Genomic DNA, 24,868 nt, shown 5'->3' on the forward strand with positions numbered 1-24,868 from the left:
ATGTGCGGAGCATTCATACTCTATGTGATAAGCTGTAATCTGTTAGTAGGAAATGGGAAGTTAGAACTCTTATAGAAGTTGTTATAAGGTGAATAAGCTACAAATAACTCATCTGTTTGAGCAATGTATTGTCGGGAAACAATAAAAATATTGATTCAGAAGACAATAATATGAATTGAAATAACAGTCAGATGTGGATTAATAATCAACTTAGCGTCAAAGGTTCTGCACTTATACTATCCATATTACAGAAACATTTTGTAAATTTGCAGTTCAATAGGCTGTTTTATATATTAGCAAAAAAGGATTGTTGATTTAGTAATTTATCAGTGGAAACGATACTGATATTAAAGCCTACAAATAACACATTGAGAAGATAAAAGAATGATATACCCCAAGAATTTTGAGCAAAAGATTGGTTTCACAGAGGTGCGCTCACTTCTGCGTGCACGCTGTTTGTCTCCTTTAGGTAAGGAACGAGTTGATGCAATGAGCTTCTCAACCGATGCCGCACAGGTGAATACCTGGATGGAAGAGATTAGAGAGTTTCGCAGAATACAAGAGGGACAAGACGACTTTCCTTTAGATAATTTCTTTGATGTACGTGAAAGTGTGGCACGAATCCGCTTGGAAGGAACCTACATGGAGGTTGAAGAACTCTTTGATTTGAAGCGTTCATTAGAGACAATTATTGCTATTGTGAACTTTCTGAGCCGTGGAGAGGAGACGGAACAGGGCGAAATACGTCATTACTACCCTGCTCTCTATAATCTTGCTGATGGTGTAGCAACCTTCCCACTGCTTGTTCAGCGTATCTCACAGATTATCGATAAATTCGGTAAAATGCGTGACAATGCTTCTCCAGAACTACTTCAGATACGCCGTGAGTTGGCGCGCATCGAGGGAAGTATCTCACGTACGTTATATGGTATCTTGCGTGCTGCACAGGGTGAAGGACTTGTTGAGAAGGATGTCACACCTACATTGCGTGATGGTCGACTGGTTATCCCTGTTGCACCGGGCTTAAAACGTAAGATTTCGGGTATTGTACACGATGAAAGTGCTACGGGTAGGACGGTATATATTGAGCCTACTGAGGTTGTAGAGGCTAATAATAAGGTTCGTGAACTTGAGAATGAGGAGCGTAGAGAGATGATTCGAATTCTCACGGACTTTGCTAAGAAGGTACGTCCTAACGTACGGGAGATTCTCGATTCGTACAATCTTATGGCGGCAGTTGACTTTATTCGTGCAAAGGCTGAGCTGGCTCGACTCTTCAAGAGCTTTGAACCGCAGGTAGCTGAGGAACCTCATATTGATTGGATTAGAGCTATTCATCCCCTACTGCAACTATCATTAGAAAGAAAGCATAATAACAAGTTAAAAGATTCATTATCTGTAGATAACAGAGAAATAGATAAAGTTTCTAATGAAGTTGATAATACACAGGATTACGACACGATATTAGAAGAAGAGAACGATACACGTAATGTCCCTTCAAGTGTTGTTCCCCTCGATATTCAACTCACAAAAGATAAGCATCTGTTGATTATCTCTGGTCCGAATGCTGGTGGTAAATCCGTTTGTTTGAAGACTGTGGGTTTACTTCAGTATATGCTTCAGTGCGGTCTTTCAATCCCTGTTGGTGACCGTTCAACCACAGGTATCTTTACGGATATTATGATAGATATCGGTGATGAACAGAGTATTGAGAACGACCTCAGTACCTATTCTTCTCATTTGATGAATATGAAGGTGATGATGCGTCGTGCTTCAGAGCGTACGCTTATCCTCATTGATGAGTTTGGAACTGGTACGGAACCACAGATTGGTGGAGCAATTGCCGAGTCTGTTTTACGTCAGTTCTGGAAGAAGCATGCTTGGGCTGTGATTACAACCCACTATCAGAACCTCAAGCATTTTGCAGAAGAACATCCTGGTACAGTCAATGGTGCGATGCTCTATGACCGTCATGAAATGCGCCCACTCTTCCAGTTGGCAATCGGTAGACCCGGTAGTTCGTTTGCTATAGAGATTGCTCGAAAGACGGGAATACCAGAAGAAGTAATCCGTGATGCGTCAGAGATTGTTGGTTCCGATTATATTCAGATTGATAAGTACTTACAGGATATTGTTCGAGATAAACGTTATTGGGAGAATAAGCGTCAAACCATTCACAGCCATGAGAAGGAATTGGAGAAACGTATTAGTCAATATGAAAAGGATATTGCAGCGTTAGAACAAAGTCGTAAGGATATTCTCAACCGTGCCAAGGTACAAGCAGAAGAGATTATCAAGGAGAGCAATCGTCGTATAGAAAACGCTATTCGTGAAATCAGAGAGAAGCAGGCTGAGAAGGAAGAAACCAAGCGTATTCGTCAGGAATTAGCTGCTTATGAAGCTGGATTGACAGATGCGGGAAAGACAGATAAGAGCGATACGTCTAATAAGAAGAAGCTTAAGAGTAGCGGATTACTCTCTGATGACGATTTCCAAAAGAAGGTTGACAAGATTAAGAATCGTAAGGAACGCCACGAACAGCATCTGAAAGAGAAGGCAAGTAAGCAACAAGCAGCTGCTGAAGCATTGAAGAATGCCGTACGTAAACAGCAAGGAGGTGGAATCGTTATGGCTGGTGATGCTGTACGTATAAAGGGGCTTACATCTGTTGGTAAGGTGGAATCTATTGAAAGAAAGCAGGCAACTGTTATCTTTGGTGGTATGAGAACAAAGATGGCTATCAGTCGTTTGGAGCATGTTGATGCGGCTACTATTCAGTCAGAACAGAAGCAATTCCAGGCTTATAACTATAGTCGTGAGACTCGTGAGACCATTGATAAGCATCGTAATCAGTTCCGACAAGAGTTGGATGTACGTGGTATGAGGGCTGATGAAGCCTTAAATCAGGTGCAATACTTTATAGATGATGCTATCCTTGTTGGGGCAAGTCAGGTGCGTATTCTTCATGGTAAAGGCAATGGTATACTTCGTCAGCTAATCCGACAGTACCTTGGCAGTGTCCCTAACGTCACAAACTATCGCGATGAACATGTACAGTTTGGCGGTGCAGGTATCACGGTTGTGGAACTATAAGTTAGTTGACAAGTTTACAAGTAAACAAGTTTACGAGTTATTTCTTTTATTAGAAGACAGATAAAGAATATAGGCAATAAATTGAAAGAGCAAGCGTTAGAATATTAATATGAACGACCTAAGGCTTTTACATATACTTCGCAAACAGCGACAGAATCTTCTGTTAGCTATTGGTGTCACGTTGATGCTGACGTCATGCGGTATAGATAGAAATATTAAGAAAGGTGAAAAACACCTTTCCTTGGGCGAATATTATGACGCTGCGAACCAATTTAAAACAGCTTATCAACGTACTTCGCCTAAGGATAGACGCCAACGTGGAGAACTTTCTTTGAAGATGGCTGAGTGTTATGAGCGTATTTCGTCCTCTCAACGGGCAATATCAGCTTATAGAAATGTTATCCGCTATAAGCTGGATAATGGTGAGACGCATAAGCGTTTGGCTGATAATCTAATGAAGGAAGGTAGCTATGCAGAGGCTGTTAAGGAATATCGCATTGCGCTTGATTCAATCCCTAACAATCAATTGATAGCTCAAGAGCTTCAGGCTGCATCAATAGCTGCAAGCGTAAAAGAGCGTGGTTCAAAGTATATTGTGAAGCGTATGGATGTGTTTAACTCACGTCGACAGGATTATTCGCCAATGCTTTTTGGTGATAAATACGAACAGCTTTACTTTACTTCTACACGAAATGAAGCCAAAGGTGACGAATTGAGTGGTATTACTGGTGCAAAGGCTGGTGACATCTTCCTTAGTGAAAAGGATGATAAAGGCAAATGGAGTACACCGAAGGCTATAGAGTCTGCATTGAATACAGAGGCTGATGAGGGTACGCCTGCATTCTCAGTAGATGGCAGGGAGATGTATATTACACAATGTTTAACTGATCCAAGCAACCCTCGCTATGCTCAAATATCAGTAAGCAATCGCTCTGATGCAGCTTGGGGAAAGGCTAATAAGTTGGAAATTAGTCGTGATACGCTATCGAGTTTTGCACATCCTGCTGTCTCACCTGATGGTAATTGGCTTTATTTTACCAGTGATATGCCTGGTGGAAAAGGTGGTCTTGACATTTGGCGTGTACGTCTGACAGGCGGTACAACAGGAGGTGTTGAGAACCTCGGAGAACCAATCAACACCCCAGGAGATGAAGAATTCCCTACCTTCCGACCAAACGGTGACCTTTATTTCTCAAGTAATGGACATGGTGGTTTGGGTGGTCTTGATATCTTTATAGCTAAGGTTGGCAACGATCGTCGCTACCACTTGGAACATCCTGGATACCCTCTTAACTCACAAGGTGACGACTTTGGTATGACCTTCGAGGGCATTCATAATCGTGGTTTCTTCTCCTCAAACCGTGGTGATGGTCGAGGTTGGGATCATATCTATAGCTTTGAACTCCCTGAAATTATTCAGACTGTGAAGGGATGGGTCTATGAAATGGATGGTTACGAGTTACCAGCAGCACAGATATTTATGGTTGGTGATGATGGAACTAACAAGAAGTTAGCTGTCAAAGGAGATGGTTCTTTCGAACAAGAGATAAAGCCTGGCGTTAATTATATCTTCCTTGCAACCTGCAATGGCTACTTAAATCATAAGGAGGAGATTAAGGTTGGGAATGTAGATGATTCTAAAGTATATACCCTTCAGTTTGCTTTAGCAGGAATCAACGTACCTATATTGATAGACAATATCTTCTATGACTTTGATAAAGCGACACTTCGACCAGAATCAGAGAAGGCTTTGGACGCTCTTGTCAATCTTCTCAAAGAGAATCCTAACGTAACAATAGAACTCTCGGCTCACACCGATTACCTTGGTTCTGCTGATTATAATAAACGTCTTTCACAACGACGTGCAGATGCCGTAGTGGCTTATCTCACTGCACATGGCATTGTTCGCGACCGTCTTACACCTGTTGGATATGGTAAAGAACGTCCAAAGAAGATTCGTAAGAAGGTTACAGAGAAGTACCCTTGGCTAAAGGAAAACGATGTTCTCACTGAAGATTTCATCAAGAAACTCGATAAGGAGAAGCAAGAAATAGCCAATCAATTGAACCGCCGTACTGAGTTTACAGTGCTTCGAACCACATATGGTATGTTTGATGAGAAGGGAAACCTTAAGCAACAGCCAAAACCAAAGAAAAAAGAAAGTCTTGATGACGATGGAATGATTATCATTAACATTCCCTAAACATATGATAAAAGATAAGAGCCGACAATGTCAGGCAGCACAATCTCCTTGTTCTTTAGACCTAAATGGGCAAGAAATAAGGACTATAGAAGAAGTTGAAGAAAGACTTCCTCTTGCTTTTACTGATTATACTCGTAGTCTTTTTGGTGATAAACTTTATCATACATTCCTAAAAGGATTGGGAGAAACAGCACCGGTGAGTATACGTCTTAATCCCTTTAAGTTGGCAGAAACGACTCATAAAGTTAATCCAGAGTTGAATCCTCAGCCTATTCCTTGGTGTAAGGAAGGCTATTGGTTGGATACAAGACCTAACTTTACGTTTGACCCACTACTTCATGCTGGGGTTTATTATGTGCAAGAAGCATCATCTATGTTTCTATCTCATGTGTTACAACACTTCGTAAAACAGCCAGTTATGGCACTCGATCTCTGTGCTGCACCAGGTGGTAAAACAACTTGTGCACGTGCATCCTTACCTGCAGGTTCCTTCCTTTTCTCTAACGAACCGATAAGGAAACGTGCACAAATATTAGCAGAGAACGTTCAAAAGTTTGGTCATGAGGGTGTCGCTGTTACGAACAATTACCCTCGTGATTACAAAAAGACAAAGCTTGGGTTTGATGTTATTATAGCCGATGTACCCTGCTCTGGTGAAGGAATGTTTCGTAAAGATCCACAATCAATAGAGGAATGGAGTCTACAGAATGTAGAGAACTGTTGGCAACTTCAGCGTAGTATTATTGCTGATATATGGGACAACTTAAAGCCTGGAGGTATTCTTATTTATTCAACTTGCACCTTTAATGCGCATGAAGATGAAGAGAATATTGCGTGGATTCTCAACGAATACGATGCTGAACTCCTCTCTGTGCCTATAGAAGAAGCATGGAATATAACAGGGTCACTCATTGATAATCCACTTAAAGACGGTCGGGATTTCCCAGTTTATCGCTTCATTCCTGGTAAGACACGTGGTGAAGGTATCTTTATGGCTATCATTCGTAAGCGTGGAGAGAACAAGACGTTTATCAATAAGACAACTATTGATGTTGATAAAGCAATCACAGAAGCTCGTAAACGCCTTCGCATTCTCTCGCATGGTGTAAAAGATGGAATGCAAAAAGGGAAGAATATTATCCCTGACCATACGTTAGCACTCTCCTTTTCAACTGATAAATCGGCCTATCCTAATGTAGAGGTTGATTATCAAACAGCTATCGCTTATCTTCGTCATGAGGCTATTGTACTATCTTCTGATGCTCCACGTGGTATTGTTTTACTTACTTACAAAGGCTATCCAATAGGCTTTGCAAAGAATCTCGGAAACCGTGCGAACAATCTTTATCCACAGGAATGGCGCATAAAGAGTACACATATACCAGACGAGCCTTTGGTTCTTTTATAATATAAATGCAGACAAGAAAAATCCAAAAAACAATATATCCCTATAATATCTTAGAAATAAACGGACAATTATGCAACAATATTTAAACCTCCTCAATCGCATCCTCACAGAAGGAACACAGAAAGGTGATAGAACCAGAACAGGAACTTTATCCATTTTTGGTCATCAAATGCGCTTTGACTTGCGCGATGGCTTTCCACTGTTGACAACTAAAAAGCTTCATCTGAAGAGTATTATTTATGAATTACTTTGGTTCTTACGTGGTGATACGAATGTGCGATACCTACAAGAACATGGTGTAAGGATTTGGAATGAGTGGGCTGATGAGAACGGTGAACTTGGTCCAGTCTATGGTCATCAGTGGCGTTCATGGCCTGATTACAAAGGAGGTACAATCGATCAAATTAAGAATGTGGTGGAGATGATTAAGCATGATCCTGACTCACGTCGTATGTTGGTCACAGCATGGAACCCTGCTGAGGTGGAAGATATGGCTCTCCCACCCTGCCACTGTCTCTTCCAATTCTATGTTGCAGATGGTAGATTATCGCTCCAACTCTATCAGCGTTCGGCAGATAGTTTCCTCGGTGTCCCTTTTAACATTGCATCATATGCTCTCCTTTTGCAAATGATTGCACAGGTTACGGGACTTGAAGCAGGTGAATTTATCCATACTACAGGTGACACACATCTCTATTTAAATCACCTTGAGCAGGCTAAACTCCAACTTACTCGTGAGCCACGTCCACTGCCAAAGATGAAGATTAATCCTGATGTAAAGGATATCTTTGATTTTAAGTATGAAGATTTTGAACTGATTGGTTACGATCCGTTGCCACACATTCCGGGAGTAGTTGCAGTGTAAAGGAAGCCTCCCCCAACCCCTCCGAAAGGAGGGGAGTGCAAATAGGGAGTAGCTATTCTCTTAACTTTGTAGTAAAGTATATTAGTCAAGAACTTTAAATCCTTCACCAAATTGATTGCTAAATCAGTACTCCTCTCCTTTGGAGGGGTTGGGGGAGGTCCAAAAACACCATTATGGAAATAAATATCATTGCTGCAGTAGCAGCTAATCGTGCCATTGGTTATCAGAATGATGTGGTCTATTTCATTAGCGAAGACCTTAAGCGTTTTAAGCAACTAACAACAGGACATACTGTTATCATGGGGCGTAAGACCTTCCATTCATTACCAAAAGGTGCTCTGCCTAATCGTAGAAACATTGTACTCAGTAGAACGGAAACAGACTTTCCTGGTTGCGATGTTTATTCTTCACTTGAAGAAGCGCTTAAACATATTGGGGCAGAAGAAAAGGCATTTATCATTGGTGGAGCCAGTCTTTATAAAGAGGCGCTTGCTATAGCAGACCATCTCTACCTCACAGAGATAGCTGCAACTCCTCCACAAGCAGATGTTTTCTTCCCAGAATATAATGATGGTACATGGGTTGTAGAATCACGTGAGGAACGTCCTGCTATTGATGATAATCCTGCATACGCGTTTGTAAACTATGTGAGGAAATAATCTTCATCCCAAAAGAATGTCCTCCAGAGAGGGAATAACAAATATTGAGTTGTATAATAGCATAACAAAATATACAAGATAACTCATTTTAAAAAGCTCCTAACATAGGAGCTTTTTTTGTATAAAAGTTTGTTTCCATTTTACTATTTGTCAGATATTTTTCATAGTTGTAATTCTAATACATACTCTTTTAGCTTCTAAAAGATGCCTAACCCAAGTTTAACACCCACTTTCGCCTAATTGTTACTGTCACCGTACTTTTCTCGTTTTTCTTATGGGCTCTGTGTCCTACAAATTTTATTCTTTTTGAATGGTAAGTGTTTTAAGTTCAACTTATCGTATATCTGTTTTGCTTGCTTCGAAGGACTACTACATTGGCGCATCTCGATGGTTTCACCTAATGGATTCTTCCCTTTTGTGGTGACGAGCTTTTGGGTACTCATACGTCGTACTATCTCGGTCCAGTAACAGGATTCTCCTTCTCGTTTTAATTGACAACGGATAGTGTTTACCACCCAGTAGGCTAATAAACCGAAGAAGAGGTGTGCGTCGCTTCGCTCATCTTTCTGATGATAGATAGGACGGAGGTTGAGTTCATTCTTTAGTTGTCTGTTCGTACATTCTATCTCACGAATGAGATTGTAGTATTCCCATGTCACACGCTCAGAAAGTGTCCTGACATTGCTGCGGAGGAAATAGACTCCGTGACCAGATTCCATTGCCGAGAGGTCTTTTATCTCCCAGTCTACACGTAGCATCTCCTTGGGCTTCTTCTCATTTTTTATGTAGCTTATCTGGTAGAATTTCGCTATAGAAGGGTACTTCTGTATGGCACGTCCTGTACGTTCAACAACCTTTTCATAGGTCTTTGTTCCACCTTTCTTGGAGATTCCATCGTTTATCCTCTGCAGTTCCATCTCAAAACGCTCTTTCCAAACCCTGTTCATGGACGACTCTGTCATAGCTTTCGAAGGAGATGTTATTTCGAGATAATAATCCTTATCATCCTCTGTCTTAACCTCTTTCAGCGTTATCTTTTGCCGACGGGCATCCATTACCGTAACGCTCTTATTATCATCACTGAGCGTATAGTCCTTCATTTGCGTACGGGATACGCAGAGATAATTGTAACCCTTTTTCTTTATTAACTCCAAGTTCTCTTCCGTGGCAACACCTGGATCCATGATAACGAGCGTATCCTTGGTTCGTGATGGATTCCTCTTTGCCAGTGTATCAATCATATTGGGTAGAGACTTGGGATCTGCTGTATTACCCTCTAAGATAGAAGAATAACGTATAAAACCTTCTTTATTGATACATAATGCAAGTACAAGTAGCTTACAGTCAGAGCGTTTTTCTTTTGAACGACCGAACTTGGCTTTATCGCTATTACGCTTACTACCCTCGAAATAGAAGTTGGTTAAGTCGAAGAGCATCAACTTGTTGTCTATATTAAAGAGATCGTCAGTAACGCTGCACAAATGACGCTCTAACTGTTCCTTTAGTTCATATAATTTGTCAGTGATTTTATACAGAGAATTGATTCCTGGTGTCCAGCTAAGAGCTCCACTATAAAGTTCAGCAGCAGCCGAGTTATCGCGCAAATAATAATAAGATGAACGTTCAGAAACTGCATATACCTTGCGAACAATCAATGCTGACAAAGCCGTGTGTATCGCATTTTCCGTCCACCCGTTTTTGCGCAGAAAACCCTCTAATTGCAGCTTGTCTATTGTCTGCTTGCAGAGCCACTCTGCACCAACATTCCTTGCGTCAGTATAGTTTGCCGTCTCAAGGTCAATATAGTTCTCATATTTTCTCAGCGACTTCTGCTCTTCCTTATTAAACCGATCGATTCCACCTTCTTTCTCCATACGGCTCCACCATTCGTCAGCCTTTGCCTGTTCAATAGGAGTAAGTCCCTCAAGGCGTTCTTTGAAAAGCGAGGGTGTACTTCTATTTTTGAAGCGTTCGGTAAGAGCGTATGCAATTTTTCGGACCTGTACAGCAGTAAGTGAAGGTTCGAACCCGATATTCAACAGAATTAGCGAATGTACATGACCCTGCACGTCACGATATGACTCCTTGATGCGATAATAAGGAGCCATGTCGCCTGTGGCAGGGTTGAATCGTGTCTGTACATTTGCGTGCATGAGTGCAAAGTAACAAAATATTTTTGATATGGCTGTGTCCTACAAATCAGATTTTACTCCTCGTTACAATACCCTATACTTGATTATCAATCATTTATCAAATTGATACTACACAAAACATCCCGAAAATTTATGAAAAATAATTTTGCCGGTTAAACTTGGGCTAATTGGCTTTCAATAGATGCCCTTTTGACCTCTAACTAACGCCCTTTTGAGCCCTTACTAAGCACCTTATAAAATACAAGTTTATAACTATCTGTATTGCTGTAAGTTACAAACGCATAAGAAAGAAGTGTTTTTTTATTAAAAAACATTCTCAACTTTGATATTTTTGTAAAGTCTTTTTGTTTGCTTATAGTCGTTTAAAAGTACTTTTCTAACGCTTAACTGCTTTCTACCAAAAGGTAATATTCAATGTGTTTGATATTAAAGAAAATGTGTACTTACCATTAATACTACATGTGTTAGGCATCAACACCACATGTGTTAGGCATTAGCACTATATGTGTCTGGCATAAACACGTAAGTAAGATTTGATGTTAGAGCATATTATAGTTATCATCTTAAACCCCAATCGGTCATTAGACCACAATGTTTCAGGAATTCTTATTTTTGTGTTGTTTCCTAACATCTTTTATTTTCTTGTCGGCATCTTGCCTGTCTTTGCAACTTGACGTAGCCCGCTACGCCTGCGTTACAAAGACAGGCAATCTGCTCGACAATAAAACAAAATCTGTTTAGGCTCTAATGACCGATTTGGGTTTAAGTATAATAAGACACAAATAAAACTATTCAGCCCTACTAATCAGATTAGCAGGGCTGAATAGTTGAAAATCAAAAAGATTAAAATGGCAAACCAATCGCTAAGTGGAAGGCTTGTGCATCCTTAAATTTTGATATGTTATAGAAGCCTGTTTTACCAGTTTCATAAGGCACGTGTAAGCCAAGTCCCCAATCAAGACGAATCATAAAGTAGCCAATATCGTAGCGTAGACCAACTCCCGTACCGAGTGCCATTTCATTTAATACATTCTTTATCTTGAAATGTCCTTCTGGACGACCATCGTCGTAGTGCATTGTCCACACATTACCAGCATCGAGGAAAACTGCTCCGTAGAGTGAACCCATAAGGTGAGGACGATATTCAAGATTGAATTGCAGTTTAATATCACCTGTTTGCTCTACGTATGAACGTCGACGCTGCGTTGAGCGATAACGTCCTGGACCTATTTGTCGGGCATTAAACGCACGGATACTATTAGCTCCACCCACATAGAATTGTTCAGTATAAGGTGCAAAACGACTATTACCATAAGCCCATAGCGTACCCAAATTGACGTGGGCAGCAACACTACTCTTCTCTCCTATGTTCCATACTTTTGTAAGATTGGCATCAACTTTGAAAAATTGTGCGTATGGATTTTTAAAAAGTTTCTTTTCTTTTTCACTCCAACGTCTGCCAAAGGCAGCGTAACCTGCAGACAAGATGTTAGAAGCTTCACTAACCGTTGTCCATATTTTAATCGGACTCTTATAACGAGCTGGACTCATAAAGGTGTATTGGAACATCATCTTAGGAATGAACTGGTCTGCCAATGATACTTCAAGATATGGAACACTATCTATCAATTCAAGATAACGGTCAGTCACGTTATGCATATACTCATAAGTTAGTGTCAAAGGAGAGAACGAATAGCTATTACGCTCGTTTGGCTGCCACTGGTATGTTAACTCGCCTGACACAACATGACGCTTGAAATACTTAGAACGGTTCAACACATCTACAGAAGCTTTAAGCGTAGTTGATGGTGTCGTATAATAAGTGCGAGGACCTTTTGGAATATAAACAAGTCCCTTCTCTGCAGCTTCTGCACTCTTTCTCTCTTCGCGTTCCCAACGCTTTCGTGGTGGAGTAATGAAAGGATTGACAAGGCGAGGAAACTGTAAACTGGCTTCAGCACCATACTCATAATTATTCAGTCCAAGGTGATCACGGTCGTCATCATCACTACTTGCCGACCATTCGTAAGAACCATGTACGCGTAAGTTAAGTTTCTCACCACCACGGAATGCATTACGTTTTGTCAGACCAATAATAGCCTCTGGACCATATCTGCCACTTGTTTTCCCCTTTCCATTAGCCTCAATATAGAAGTCATAAGGCTTATCAAAGGTGCAATTAATGGTCATGTCTAAGATATTACATGAATCAGTGCTATCACGTGGAGTGAAAGTAAAGTTCGTAGCAGAGAATAGTCCGCTACCATTCAGCTGTTGCTGGCTTTTTTCAAATAGTTCGTTATTATACACAGTACCCGGCCATATCTTTAAATCATTAGCTATGGCGCGTAGACGGAGTGGCATGTGCGAACCGTTGTAATTCACAATGACATCACGGAAACGCTTGTGCTGAGTAAGAGAATCTATGAACTGACGCTGTAGGTTGATGTTAATGGTTCCTATTGTCCATTTTCTCAATGCTTTATCACTTACTGAATCCGCCATCTGCAGACGAACAGAAGCTAAGCCATAAGCCTTCGTTGTGTCAGCAAGATAACTCGCATCGTTATTCTGATAATAATAATAACCATTATTACGGAACAAATCAGTTATTCGCTTGCGTTCTCGTTCAAGTGTTGCTACATCAAAAGCATCTCCCTTGCGGATAATTGCTTTATCAAGATTGGTTCTTATCAAACTATCTGCTGAAGGTGGAAAGTTGGTGTATTGCACGCTATCGAGCAACCACAGACGTCCCATATCAACAGCATACTGTAGTCGCATCTTCTTTGGATTACTCTGTGTAAGCTTCTCATAGCTTATCTTTCCTTTGAAATAACCACGTTTGCATAAGAGATTTTCACCAACCGTTACGCGCAAATCAGGTGTTGTTGAACTCATTAATACCGGTGAAGAGCCAAATGCACGTACTAACCAACGACTGAGTCCGGTTGTATCTTGTGAGAAAGCATTCCATATCCATAACCCGATAGGGAAAGGAGAACGCACACTGGGACTACCCAACCAAGCGGCATTAGGCTTAGTTGCTAACACAAGATCCAACTCTTCTTTCACATCATTGAAGTGTTGATTTTCTTTGTAATTACTGTATTTTGTCGGCTCCATACCTGTATATAGCTGTTCACCATCAGGGATTGCTGAAGTCGTACTACAGGCAGCAAGTATGAATAAGAATGCCATAAAAGCAAATAGTTCTATAACGCCTTTTCTACCTGTTGTTCTTATATATTTATTTCTTTTTCTCATTTACAAAGTTTATTAATGTATCTCGTTTGGGCTTCTCAGTCTTTGGTGCTACCATAGGATTATCTTCTTTAGAGCGGAAGATATCCTTGAAATGACGTAACTTACGACGCCACATGAAGCCAGCACCAAACTCACTCAAGTTACCTTCTAACCAATCGTATGCCTCACGCTCATAATAGAGTTTTAAATACTTGGTTTCTTTTTGGTTTAGACGATATTCAAGCGAGAAGTTATCGAAGTAAGCACCATTATCTTCAGAGAACTGTGAACCTGTTGAAACTCGTCCACCCATAATGATACGTAGGCGATTATTCCACAGACGTTTTGAGAACTTGAAGGTATAGTCGGTGTGTAAGTTACCATTCACATCGGCAGCACTTTCCATATTGGCAGTCAAGTCGAGTCCCATAGAGTTAAGGGCTTTACCCGTAATAGAGTTGACTTGTGTCTGTAGGAAGCCCGCTAATGCACCACTCATGGCAGTATTAGCACTTGCTGAGTTATCACCATCGAAGTACATACCTGATGCTAACATTGTAACGGCAAGCTTTGAGCGTTCCTCAACACTCTTCGTATTAAGGATATTCTGCATCTCTTGGTCGTCTGGAGCAGTTATAATAAATTCCACACCAGGTTTAGGGAACTGCTTGGTAAGGCTTACACCACACTCAAAATCAACAATCTTACCTTCCCCCGAACCACTCGAAACACTTGTTCTGACTTCTTCCGTTGCGGTAATTTTCAGTGTTGGTTTCATCGGATCACCCGTAAATTCAAGATAACTTCCGTCTTTAATGTTGAAAGTACGGAGTGGAATAACTGGCAGAGAGTATTTCATCTTACCATCACTCAACGTATATCTACCTCGAACCTGCACACCATTGGTCGGGTCATAATTAAGAAGTAGATTGCCGCCACCTACAAAATCGACATAATTAGACTGATCAGCATTCAACGCACATAATACATGTGCCTGCTCATCAATATCTACACCAAGCCCCATTGTAAAGCCAGTAATATCTGGACGTTTGACAACATTAATCGTCGAATCATTGAAGTTGGTGAACTGAACGAGGTCTTTCAAATCGTCATCAGTAGATAATGTACCATCGCGTACTACGTATGTAACATCTGTACTACCTAAGACATCAAGCTTTCCAACTAACTGTAAGTTATTTAAAAGACCGTTTATTCGTCCTGTAAAGTCAACGAATGCCTTTCCATAAACTTCTGATCGGGAATTCTTCTTCGCATTGATAATTTGGAAATTCTTAGCCCTCAGTTGTGCATCAAGCTGCATCTTATTAAGATTAGAGAAGTCTAAGTAGCCCGATATGTCGAGTGGTGAACCATTACTTGCAAAGAGTTCGAAGTTCTCAAACTGAATATGGCTATTGTGTATTTGAACAGGATCATCCGCAAAGCGCATCCTTATGCCGTAAGGTGCACTCACCAAATAAGTTGAATCAAGATAAATCTCACCATTGAAGTCCAAGTTCTTAAGTGGACCCTTTACCGTTAGGGTTCCTTCTCCTACTCCATCGAGTCCTACAATTTGGTCAGGAACGAAGCCATTGACGTAATTCAGTGGGAAACGGTTCATCTCCAAGGTTGCATCAAGTTCTCCAGCCCCCTCATTATTATAGGTACCCGAAAGCGAACCGACTTCCTTTCCGTTTTGCGTTATTATACCATCAACATAGTGAGTACCATCTCCCTTAGGCATATAAACAAACTGTGTGCCCACATCTCCCATAGGACTATTCTCATAAACAAGTTTCTTAATAGTCATATCGCTTGATATCGTGAGTTCCTTTTCTGTCTGAACAAGGTGATAGTCACCGTCCAACATACCCGACAACTTCGGCGCAAATGGTAAGACTTCAAACAAACTACCTAACTCAAAGTGGTTCATTGAGAGTGTAACGTTTTGTAATGAAGTAGAATCATTATCTTCTGTTGACACGAGCATACCCGTTCCGTCAGCTGCCACCAGACGAAGGTTGGCAGATAGACGACGGTCACGTCCGATGTAGATATAGTTGGAGTCATTGACTGTAAATGACTTATAACCTAAGATAGATTGAGGAGAAGTAATTGAAAGTTCTATTCCCCTACCCTTCATAGCAGCCTTCATCGCTAAGTCGAAACCAGTCTTACCCTTATTATCAAGGATGGTTGCATGTGTCTTCAAACCATGTTCATAGAGTGCACCCTGCAAAGATCCATGATAAGGATATGTATTATTAGGGTTATTTATTACAGATAGCATATAGTTCAACTGTCCATCAATACTGTTAAGGTCAGCCCTAATACTGTCGAGAAGAATATCATTATATACCAAAGAATCAATACTAATTCTTCCATCAAGTCCCTTTGTTGGTGATGATGTCAGGTTAATATCAGCCTGACTAAAGGCATATCCATCTTGTGCTAACAAGTTAGAGAACAAGTTATCACGTCCACTGCGGAGCGTAAAGTGTCCTGTTGGTAACTGACGGAGTATAGCAGACTGATCTATACGTCGATTAGTCAATTGCTCACGTACAGTCTTATAGATTAGCTTTCCACTTTCTGTCAATTGGTTGACACTACTATTAAAAGCTGTACTGAGATGGAAGTCTCCACCATTCAGGACTGCATGCACTGTATCACGACGACTCATAAGGTCGACATTCACATCACCTGGAGTATAGGTACGGTCTTTTTCGGTAACACGAAGATTGCCAATCAAACCACGAACATTCAAATTATCTTTGCCAGACATTGCAAACGAGGTGTTAGCAGAGAAACTACTTGTCATCGCTTTGTCTACAATTCCTAATTGGTAAAGGTCTACACGTGGGAAAACTCCATTTATTGAACCATCAATTTGATCACCACGCATGGTTGCATCAAGATTGAAATTACCTTCAGCTAATGGTAAACGCTCTCCCTTACGTTGTTCGCTTAGTAATAAATTACCCACATTTCCACTTACAGCATAGTACTTCTTCATATCTGAACGAAGTGTAATGTCTGTATTAGCAGATGTTATATAATGCTTATCTATAAATCCGAAAGCCTGCAAATCAGCTTCTGATAGATTTCCTTTTATGTGAGTGTCAAGGCTACCAGGGCGTACATCAGCTCGCACATCAAAGTTTCCAGCTGCTAAAAGTCTGCTTTTCTTTCGTCCTTCTTGCAGAAAGCGGAACGAACGAAGTGGACCACTGACATGATGAATGTTCTTCATATCAGAGTGTACATCAACATCAGCCCATGTAGAAACTACATATCTTTGATTCATTACGCCCATGGCGTACAAGTCAACACGACGTAACCAACCACGTAGATGACCATCCACAAGTTTTGTATTAACTCTGCCTTTATAAGTGAAGTCGCCACCTATCATTCGGTTCGTACTCTTTACATGAGCCGAAAGTTGCTCTCCATGTTTTGAAATGTCTCCATTCAAGCCATCCAATACGTAGTTACCATATTTGAAACTACGAATACGAAGGCTGAGATTGGTTGATGATTTTGGATTTAAGAAGTCTGTGCCTCGTCCTTGCATCTTTATTGTTCCGGAGAAAGCTGATAAACCCATATGGGGTAAGAAACGATGAACTGGGAACGAAGTTGCATCTGCTGTAAGACGATATAGTTCTGTTGCTGTATTATAAGCACCATTCAATCGAATACGTCCGTCACCTTGTGTCAACTGTATGTTACCTGTGTACAGCGTTTTACGCACATGAATATCACCATTTATACCTACTCCATGTGGGAAAGCTATTGTCTTGCGCACATCACGTGGTAATAATTTAGAAACAAAACCAAGATTACTTGCTGTTCCTTTAAGTTTTAAGTCACTGCGAAGATGACCAGCTCCAGACATCATATCAGCTATCCATCCTGTTCCTGTAAGGTCAAAATAGCCTGGCATAGCTAAACGAAGCTGTTTAAAAGCTGCTGAACGAAGATTTCCATCCAGTTGACCCTTTATGATGATATTTTGATTAGGAATTGCCTGATAAATATTCTTTGGTACGGAGGTTAGGAACGGGTGCAAATCTCCCAGACGTAGAAAACCATCTAACTGAGTAGATATCTGCCCAGGATTCTTATCAGCAAAGGCATTCATGTCCATCATAAACCGTCCAGAAAGCTCAGTGTTAGGTAGTCGGAAATACAAATCAGGTAGATTGATACTTGTAGAATCCATAGAAAATGGTCCACGGAAATCCTTTACTATCAGTCCACTCTTTTCCTTCATATTAGCTGTACGAACACGTAATCGAATCTTTGGAGCAGCATATAGGAAGGAATCTATACCTAAATTAACATCTTGCATGGCTATATGTGATGCATCAAAACCTGTCTTTGCATGGCGTACATAGTTTTGATCATAACTAAAATCACCGCCTTGCCAATCTACGTTTGCAACCTTGTATATGTTGTCATGTAATAGAAGTTCAGCTCCGTTAGCTACTGCTTTCTTAAAGTTAGCATGAACACTCATTGTGTCGCCAGGCATATGGAGGCGAAAATCCGTTTTTGTAAGATTAAGTTTATCTATATTGATACGCCAAAGTGGCTTCTGTTTGTTTGGATCTTCGGGTACAGTATCTCCCAAAGCAATATCTACCCATCCCCCTTCTATATCTGCTTTGTTAACACGAACAGAATCACCAACAAGGTTAACTGCATGGCTAACAATATGCAAGCGTTGCAAATCACCACGAATACGTAGGTCACCAATAAAGTTGACGGTATTTGCTTTGAGTTTTGTAAATGTTAATTCGTTTACTTCTACCCTACTTTTAAGCAATGGCAATAGATCTACATTAGCCACCAAGCGATGTACATCTGCCACCGTATCTTTCTTATTAGGGATAGAATCATTCGGGCGAAGCATCTTTAGACCATCTAACTGAAGGTCTAATGGAAAAGAAAGATTGACCCGTTCGATGCTTACCTCCATTCCAGTCTTGTCTGAAACATAGGCCGCCACATGCTTTACAGCCCAATTTTGAACGGGTGGACAATATAGTAAAGCTACGAGGATAAGAAACAGAATGACAGGTGTTGCTACAATTGCAACCAGCCATTTCAAGCTCCTATTCATATTTAAAATGTTAGTCATTAACAACTTTCTCGAGAAAATATCCTTAATAAGTAGGATTAATACGTTAGTAAACTCATATAATTACCTGCAAAGTAACACAAAAAAAATGGAATAGAAGAGTTTAAAAAGGTAAAAAAGCAAAAAGAGAATGGGATAAAATAAGGTTCTCCTGATTATTGTCTAATCGCCTTTCGTATTGCTTTAATAGAAAAACGGAAATTAGATATAAAACAAACAAATAGCCAATATTGTTAATTAGTTTTTCCCTATATCTTCCTATACTAAAAAGCCGATTCATTATTATACCCCGAAAATACAGATAAAGGGATGATATTATATTTACAAAAAACTATAATAAACACATATAAGTAATGATAAAAATGCTACCAAAAAGAAAGTCTACAACAAACAGTAAATCAGCTGGTTATAAAGATGTGTTTTAAAAGGTGCTTAATTAGACTTCAAAAGGGCGTTAGTAAGATCTCAATAGGGCACCTTTTACAAGCCAATTAGGCATCTTTTAGAAGCTAAAAGGGCATGTTTTGCGTTTTGAATTGCGTGAAAATAGTTTACAAACACTACGTAGCTTGACGTCCGAAAAAATAGATGAATGAAAGACTGATGTCAACTTGTTAGAATTTCATTTCAGCAACTCCTTTAGTTTAGTCCATACTTTCAACTTCTCTTCGAATGTCATTCGACTATAGGCAGAAGACGTTGATGGAAAGACATAACATGGTATATTAACTTTGCCAATTGCCTTTAGGAAAGCCTTATATGCTTTTTGACCATTAAAGACAAGGTATTTAATGGATTGATATTGATTCAGTAGGTCTTTTATCTCATTAGTAGAAGGATTGCCGATGAAGCCTCTATCAAGACTACCTTTTCTTAAACCTTCCTTATAAACATCCCACAGCCCTATACCGATATTGTTAAGAAATGAACGGCTCTTTTCTAATCTATTTGTTGAATTGAAAAGATTATTGATAATCTTCCAAAACGTATTGCGTGGATTAAGATAGTAGGACTGCTGCTGGATAGAAATATCTCCAGGCATAGTACCTAAGATGAGTACCTTGGTTTTCTCATTTACCCATGGAACAAGTCCCTGTTTAAAATTAGAAGACATATCTTGAGAAACTGATGGCAAATTTTCTTTACATTTGCTTTTGGGAAATGGCGAGGAGGTAAACTGACAAAGATTAATTGACGTTTTATTCTTTTGACTATCAGTGAAGTCTAAAGATGTTTTAAGGCGTATTTTACCGTCTTCAATAATAAAAAACTGTGGATATTTTCTTGCACGAGTTCTTATCTGTTTGGCTGGAGCCATAGAACCTTCCTGTTGTAGATATAATTTCTTTTCAAATATTTTCTGGGCTATTTCAGCAGAGCTCATCGCAGAACCATAGCCCTCTAATACGTAAATAATAGCTTCATGTAAAGTCATATCAGTCTGTTTTTTTATTCAATTATGTCATTGTATAATATTTCTGTTATCTAACTTTTTGTAGTATTAATAACTAAAGTTTCCCACCCCTCTATTTCATGGGTATTTCAACCAAACTGCTTTGCGAATACCCATGAACGTGAGCCGTTAACACTTGTCTAAAATATGTTTACGGTTGTGAGCTTTTCTTGTTGCCTGTCTTCCAATGCTTGGACCATAATCTCAAAGTTGTTCCGCATTGCTGAGTCGGTGACTATTAACTGCCCTATCTCACTAACAGAGAACCCAAGAACGTCACAAAGAGCAGCAAGCAATCTCTCTATGCAATTCAGCACACGATGCCATAACGTAAGTGCCATGACATCATCTTCCATGTCAGCAAACAATTCACCCATGGTCTCATACTCTGACATCCGTTTTTCTAACGACATCACGATATATGTAATGTAGCAGAGCGTTGCATCAGCAATCTGACCATCAAAGTCTCTCCCCATGTATGAGCCGAGTCCGAGATGTCCTTTTGTCTCCTTGTTGACCACTTCAATGTTCCATCGTATCTGGTATAACTCGAAGGCACGCACAAAGCTCATCGATAGATCCGTACTAAGCATGATGTTCCAAGTCTGTCGACGCCCATATTTAATCAGGTATATCCTGACTGGTATATTCCCCAGACAGCCCCTCAACTCAATGTACTGACACTTGTACTTCCGGCAGCATTTGGTACGTCTTGCATACATTGCTACGAGCTCAGCAGCATTGTGTCGCTTATTCTCCACAAAGTACTTTGTCTTTCCCATCTTTGCAAGACCAATGTAGTGTATAGCTCCGTTGCCTACTCTCCTGATTTCCTCAATGAACTTCTCACAGGCAAACCAACTATCCGCCAAGGCATAATGGGGATGAATACCTCTCTTCCACATGCGCTGGAGCATCCTTATGGCGGAGTCCATCTTGCTCATACCGCATTCTTGATTCCGCTCATACGCTGGGCTCTCTTTCATGCGTCTCTTGGAGAATCTGCTGCGGAGTGCCTTCTTGCCAAGTCCGCCGTCCCCTTTCTTTCCTAATTCCTCATGGATGGAGAAGTCGAACGGCAGAGAGGACTTACCATCGAAGAACAGGCACAAAAGAAGCTTGTAGCCTAAGACATAGTTCATTCGTACATGGTCGAAAACCTTGGTAATATGCTCAAACTTCCTACCAGTCTTTTCCAAGGTTGTATCGTCAAATATAACACAGGAGTTCTCGCTCTCTGTCTGAATGCCATTCTTACGGAGAATGCATTCAAAACGAAGAACAGTATAGCTAAGCAAACGACGCCAATTCATTGCCTGCCTGACCATCATACGATAATAGCAGTTCTTTCCAGTGGTGAGAAGATGGTAGAAATTCTTCTTGTATATGGAGTGTATCGTCTCACCATTAATACGGAAAAGACAAAGGGAAAGAATCTGTTGAACAGCAGAGATACCATCGTGTTTCTCCAAAGAAAGCCTACAGAGCAGACGTCCAAAACCAAATTTTGAGAAAAGTGAGAGAATATCGCTACTCATCTTACTTTTAACACTTAAAAGCTTGGATATCTCGCTTAAATTGTCTAATTTTGCATCCATAACAGTTACTCTTTAATTTGTTGATAATCAATGTAATAAAGCACTACAAAGTTACCAATAATTATTGAGAAACTGTTATTTTAAGCCAACTTTTTGAGGGTGGGAAACTTTAGTTAATAATAGATTTTGTGTCCTATATTTTTATCTTTCCTAAATTGCGTATCAATCAAAAGACAATTTCTTCAGTCGAGTGCGTAGTTCTTCTGCCTGCCCTTTTCTGATAGAAAGAACAACTTCACAAGTATTGTCAAATACTTGATTAACAATGCGAGGATTCATTTCCTTAATGATTCGCATAACATCATTCATCATCGGATAAGTAAATGTATATTTCACTTCTTCTTCAATGAATTTTTCTTCTATCTCGCTATTTGATAATGCATCTGCTGCAGCCTCACGGTAGGCAACAATCAAACCACCAGTACCGAGGTTTATACCTCCATAATAACGGATAACACAAATGAGTGTATTTGTTAGTCCATAACTATCAATCTGTCCAAGAATTGGCTTACCTGCTGTTGAAGACGGTTCACCATCATCATTTGCTCGGAATTCAGTACCATCAAAACCTACTCTATAAGCATAGCAGCAATGGCGAGCATCATAATACTTCTTTCGATATTCTTTTACTATCTCTAACGCCTCTTCGACAGAATCAACATGATGCGCAAAAGCGAGGAACTTACTCCGCTTTTCAGAGTAATATCCCTCGCTAATCGCTTTCTCTTTTATTGTCTTATATTTATCGCTATCCATTCAATTTATGTTAATCTTGTATCAATCCAGCTTATGGATGACAAGACCAGAACGAAGTTTTGGTTCAAACCATGTAGCCTTAGGTGGCATAATCTTTCCACTATCAGCGATATCCATAATCTGCTGCATTGATACAGGATAGAGTGCCAATGCCCAACGCATTTCACCACTGTCAACACGACGCTTCAGTTCTCCAAGACCACGCAGACCACCAACGAAATCAATACGTTTGTCTGAACGGAGGTCTTTAATGCCCATTAGTTCGTCCAAAATTAATCGACTTGAGATGTCAACATCAAGAACACCAATAGGGTCATTATCATCGTATGTACCAGGTTTAGCAACCAAGCTATACCAATTGCCGTCAAGGTACATAGAGAATTCATGCAACTTTGTTGGGCGATATTCATCTTGTCCTTTCAGCTCAACAGTAAAGTTCTTCTCCAAAGCTTTTAAGAACTCAGCAACTTCCATGCCATTTAAATCCTTGATGACACGGTTATAGTCAAGAATCGTTAATTGACTTGCCTGGAAGCATACTGCCATAAAGTAGTTATACTCCTCGTCACCCTTATGATTTTTGTTGTTCTTAGCCTTCTCAGCACCTACTAAAGCAGCTGCAGCAGAACGATGGTGTCCATCAGCAATATAAAGACTTGGCATCTTCTTAAACTCTTCAGTTATAGTCTTAATGTCAGCTTCATCTGTAATAACCCAGAACTGATGTCTGAAACCATCATCAGGAGCTACAAAGTCATATTCTGGTTTTGTAGCAGCATATCGAGCCAACAAGGTATCAAGTACTTGATTATCAGGATAAGCAAAGAACACTGGTTCAACATTAGCATTACAAATGCGGACATGTTTCATACGATCTTCTTCCTTATCTCTACGTGTTAGCTCATGCTTCTTGATATTACCTGTCAGATAATCATCAACATATGCTCCAACAACAAGACCATATTGAGTCTTGCCATTCATAGTTTGTGCATAGATATAGTAATGCTCCTTATTGTCTTGGACTAACCAACCTTCATCTTGGAACTTCTGGAATTGTTCAACAGCACTATTATAAGCTCTTGGATCATATTCACTTGTGCCAACTTCAAAGTTGATTTCTGGTTTGATGATATGATATAAACTCTTCTCGTTGTCACCAGCTTCTGCACGAGCTTCTTCAGAATCCAAAACATCGTATGGACGACTTGCAACAGACTCAACCAAGTCCTTTGGAGGGCGGATACCTTTAAAAGGTTTTATTACTGCCATAGTGTTAGTTTTTAAATAAAAATAAAAGGATTGAAAGTCCCAACCTCACTTAGTAGATTAAGACAATCAACCCTTATGTATTAGAAAGTTATTTATTTACTTGGAATTTAGTATCACCTGTAGCAAAGAAAGCGTTAATCTGCTTTGCTGCAGCAATACCAGCATTATTATTAGCTTCAGCTGTCTGTGCACCCATCTTCTTAGGAGTAGAGAAATAACGTCCTTCAAATTTCTTGAATTCAGCATCAGCATCAGGCATAATATCAGTCACAAACTTCAAGTCTTCACGCTCAGCCATCAACTTCAGAAGTTCCTCCTCATTGATAACTTCCTTGCGGGCAGTATTAATGAGGATACCCTTCTTTGGGAGAAGGTTAACTAAACGATAATCAATACTCTTAACGGTCTGTGGAGTTGCAGGGATATGGAGTGACAAAACGTCACAAGTCTGGAATAATTCATCTTGTGTCTTACAAGCATGAACACCCGCTGCTTCAATAGCCTCTGCAGGGCAGAATGCATCGTATGCGTACACTTCCATACCAAAGCCTTTGGCGATACGAGCTACATTACGACCAACATTACCGAAAGCAAGAATACCAATTTTCTTGCCCATCAATTCGGTGCCTGCCTTGCCATTATAGAAACTACGTACAGCATATACCAACAAACCAAATACAAGTTCAGCAACAGCATTAGAGTTCTGTCCCGGAGTATTTTCTACAACAACATTCTTCTCCTTTGCATAGGCTGTATCAATAGAGTCATAACCAGCACCTGCACGAACAACTATCTTCAACCGCTTAGCTGCGTCAAGTACTTCTGGTGTAACTTTATCAGAGCGTACAATCATTGCATCAGCATCTTTTACTGCTTCAAGCAATTCAGCTTTCTCTGTATATTTTTCAAGCAGAACAACCTCATGTCCAGCATTCTTAAGTTCTGTTGTAATACCTTGCACTGCAGATGGTGCAAAGGGTTTTTCAGTTGCAATTAAAACTTTCATAGCCTTAATG

At 40.1% G+C, this 24,868-nt stretch carries 13 protein-coding genes; 5 read left to right on the forward strand and 8 right to left on the reverse strand.

Annotated features, from left to right (window positions below; translation table 11 throughout):
- Positions 1–384 precede the first annotated feature (384 nt).
- The 5 genes from FIU21_RS01015 to FIU21_RS01035 all read left to right on the forward strand — a co-directional run bounded on the left by FIU21_RS01015 (position 385) and on the right by FIU21_RS01035 (position 8,228).
- Positions 385–3,093 carry an endonuclease MutS2 gene (locus FIU21_RS01015; RefSeq protein ID WP_004359719.1) on the forward strand — a complete coding sequence of 903 codons (2,709 nt, stop codon included), beginning with the start codon at positions 385–387 and terminating at the stop codon, positions 3,091–3,093.
- Positions 3,094–3,202: 109 nt separating this feature from the next.
- Entirely contained in the window at positions 3,203–5,296 is a 2,094-nt protein-coding gene (porE, locus tag FIU21_RS01020) for a PorE family type IX secretion system protein (protein WP_036886061.1), read from the forward strand.
- 4 nt (positions 5,297–5,300) lie between these two features.
- Entirely contained in the window at positions 5,301–6,704 is a 1,404-nt protein-coding gene (locus FIU21_RS01025; RefSeq protein WP_004359717.1) for a methyltransferase RsmF C-terminal domain-like protein, read from the forward strand.
- Positions 6,705–6,774: 70 nt separating this feature from the next.
- The gene (locus FIU21_RS01030) at positions 6,775–7,569 is read left to right on the forward strand and encodes a thymidylate synthase (RefSeq protein WP_004359716.1); all 795 of its coding nucleotides are present in this window, start codon (positions 6,775–6,777) and stop codon (positions 7,567–7,569) included.
- A gap of 173 nt (positions 7,570–7,742) precedes the next feature.
- Positions 7,743–8,228 carry a dihydrofolate reductase gene (locus FIU21_RS01035; protein WP_004359715.1) on the forward strand — a complete coding sequence of 162 codons (486 nt, stop codon included), beginning with the start codon at positions 7,743–7,745 and terminating at the stop codon, positions 8,226–8,228.
- A gap of 272 nt (positions 8,229–8,500) precedes the next feature.
- On the opposite strand, the gene FIU21_RS01040 is transcribed toward FIU21_RS01035, so the two are convergent.
- The 8 genes from FIU21_RS01040 to FIU21_RS01075 form a co-directional block, all read right to left on the reverse strand.
- Positions 8,501–10,381: an IS1634 family transposase gene (locus FIU21_RS01040; protein ID WP_172891273.1), complete on the reverse strand. Its 1,881-nt coding sequence runs from the start codon at positions 10,379–10,381 to the stop codon at positions 8,501–8,503.
- 843 nt (positions 10,382–11,224) lie between these two features.
- Positions 11,225–13,648, reverse strand: a complete 2,424-nt coding sequence (tamL, locus tag FIU21_RS01045; RefSeq protein ID WP_036887004.1) for a translocation and assembly module lipoprotein TamL — start codon at positions 13,646–13,648, stop codon at positions 11,225–11,227.
- Positions 13,632–18,758, reverse strand: a complete 5,127-nt coding sequence (locus FIU21_RS01050) for a translocation/assembly module TamB domain-containing protein (RefSeq protein WP_231291381.1) — start codon at positions 18,756–18,758, stop codon at positions 13,632–13,634. The genes tamL and FIU21_RS01050 overlap by 17 nt, the downstream gene beginning before the upstream one ends.
- A gap of 640 nt (positions 18,759–19,398) precedes the next feature.
- On the reverse strand, positions 19,399–20,211 hold the full coding sequence (locus tag FIU21_RS01055) for a DNA-deoxyinosine glycosylase (protein ID WP_172891274.1): 813 nt from the start codon (positions 20,209–20,211) through the stop codon (positions 19,399–19,401).
- A 158-nt stretch (positions 20,212–20,369) separates the two neighbouring features.
- A complete protein-coding gene (locus FIU21_RS01060) occupies positions 20,370–21,827 on the reverse strand; it encodes an IS4 family transposase (protein ID WP_172891275.1) in 1,458 nt (485 codons plus the stop codon).
- Between the two features lie 162 nt (positions 21,828–21,989).
- Positions 21,990–22,583 (reverse strand): IMPACT family protein, encoded by a 594-nt coding sequence (locus FIU21_RS01065; RefSeq protein ID WP_004359407.1) that lies wholly within the window; start codon positions 22,581–22,583, stop codon positions 21,990–21,992.
- A 21-nt stretch (positions 22,584–22,604) separates the two neighbouring features.
- On the reverse strand, positions 22,605–23,852 hold the full coding sequence (locus FIU21_RS01070; RefSeq protein WP_172891276.1) for a DUF1015 domain-containing protein: 1,248 nt from the start codon (positions 23,850–23,852) through the stop codon (positions 22,605–22,607).
- An 88-nt stretch (positions 23,853–23,940) separates the two neighbouring features.
- Positions 23,941–24,858 carry an NAD(P)-dependent oxidoreductase gene (locus FIU21_RS01075; protein ID WP_004359410.1) on the reverse strand — a complete coding sequence of 306 codons (918 nt, stop codon included), beginning with the start codon at positions 24,856–24,858 and terminating at the stop codon, positions 23,941–23,943.
- Between the last annotated feature and the right edge of the window lie 10 nt (positions 24,859–24,868).

It is taken from the genome of Prevotella melaninogenica (assembly GCF_013267595.1).
In the GTDB taxonomy this organism is placed as follows: Bacteria; Bacteroidota; Bacteroidia; order Bacteroidales; family Bacteroidaceae; genus Prevotella; species Prevotella melaninogenica_D.

What these genes read in the sequence shown, in the direction of transcription:
- FIU21_RS01055 (WP_172891274.1), bottom strand. Translation starts at nt 20,211, where the DNA reads ATGACTTTACATGAAGCTATTATTTACGTATTAGAGGGCTATGGTTCT.
- FIU21_RS01025 (WP_004359717.1), top strand. Translation starts at nt 5,301, where the DNA reads ATGATAAAAGATAAGAGCCGACAATGTCAGGCAGCACAATCTCCTTGT.
- FIU21_RS01050 (WP_231291381.1), bottom strand. Translation starts at nt 18,758, where the DNA reads ATGAATAGGAGCTTGAAATGGCTGGTTGCAATTGTAGCAACACCTGTC.
- FIU21_RS01030 (WP_004359716.1), top strand. Translation starts at nt 6,775, where the DNA reads ATGCAACAATATTTAAACCTCCTCAATCGCATCCTCACAGAAGGAACA.
- FIU21_RS01065 (WP_004359407.1), bottom strand. Translation starts at nt 22,583, where the DNA reads ATGGATAGCGATAAATATAAGACAATAAAAGAGAAAGCGATTAGCGAG.
- FIU21_RS01040 (WP_172891273.1), bottom strand. Translation starts at nt 10,381, where the DNA reads ATGCACGCAAATGTACAGACACGATTCAACCCTGCCACAGGCGACATG.
- FIU21_RS01035 (WP_004359715.1), top strand. Translation starts at nt 7,743, where the DNA reads ATGGAAATAAATATCATTGCTGCAGTAGCAGCTAATCGTGCCATTGGT.
- tamL (WP_036887004.1), bottom strand. Translation starts at nt 13,648, where the DNA reads ATGAGAAAAAGAAATAAATATATAAGAACAACAGGTAGAAAAGGCGTT.
- FIU21_RS01015 (WP_004359719.1), top strand. Translation starts at nt 385, where the DNA reads ATGATATACCCCAAGAATTTTGAGCAAAAGATTGGTTTCACAGAGGTG.
- FIU21_RS01070 (WP_172891276.1), bottom strand. Translation starts at nt 23,852, where the DNA reads ATGGCAGTAATAAAACCTTTTAAAGGTATCCGCCCTCCAAAGGACTTG.
- FIU21_RS01060 (WP_172891275.1), bottom strand. Translation starts at nt 21,827, where the DNA reads ATGGATGCAAAATTAGACAATTTAAGCGAGATATCCAAGCTTTTAAGT.
- FIU21_RS01075 (WP_004359410.1), bottom strand. Translation starts at nt 24,858, where the DNA reads ATGAAAGTTTTAATTGCAACTGAAAAACCCTTTGCACCATCTGCAGTG.
- porE (WP_036886061.1), top strand. Translation starts at nt 3,203, where the DNA reads ATGAACGACCTAAGGCTTTTACATATACTTCGCAAACAGCGACAGAAT.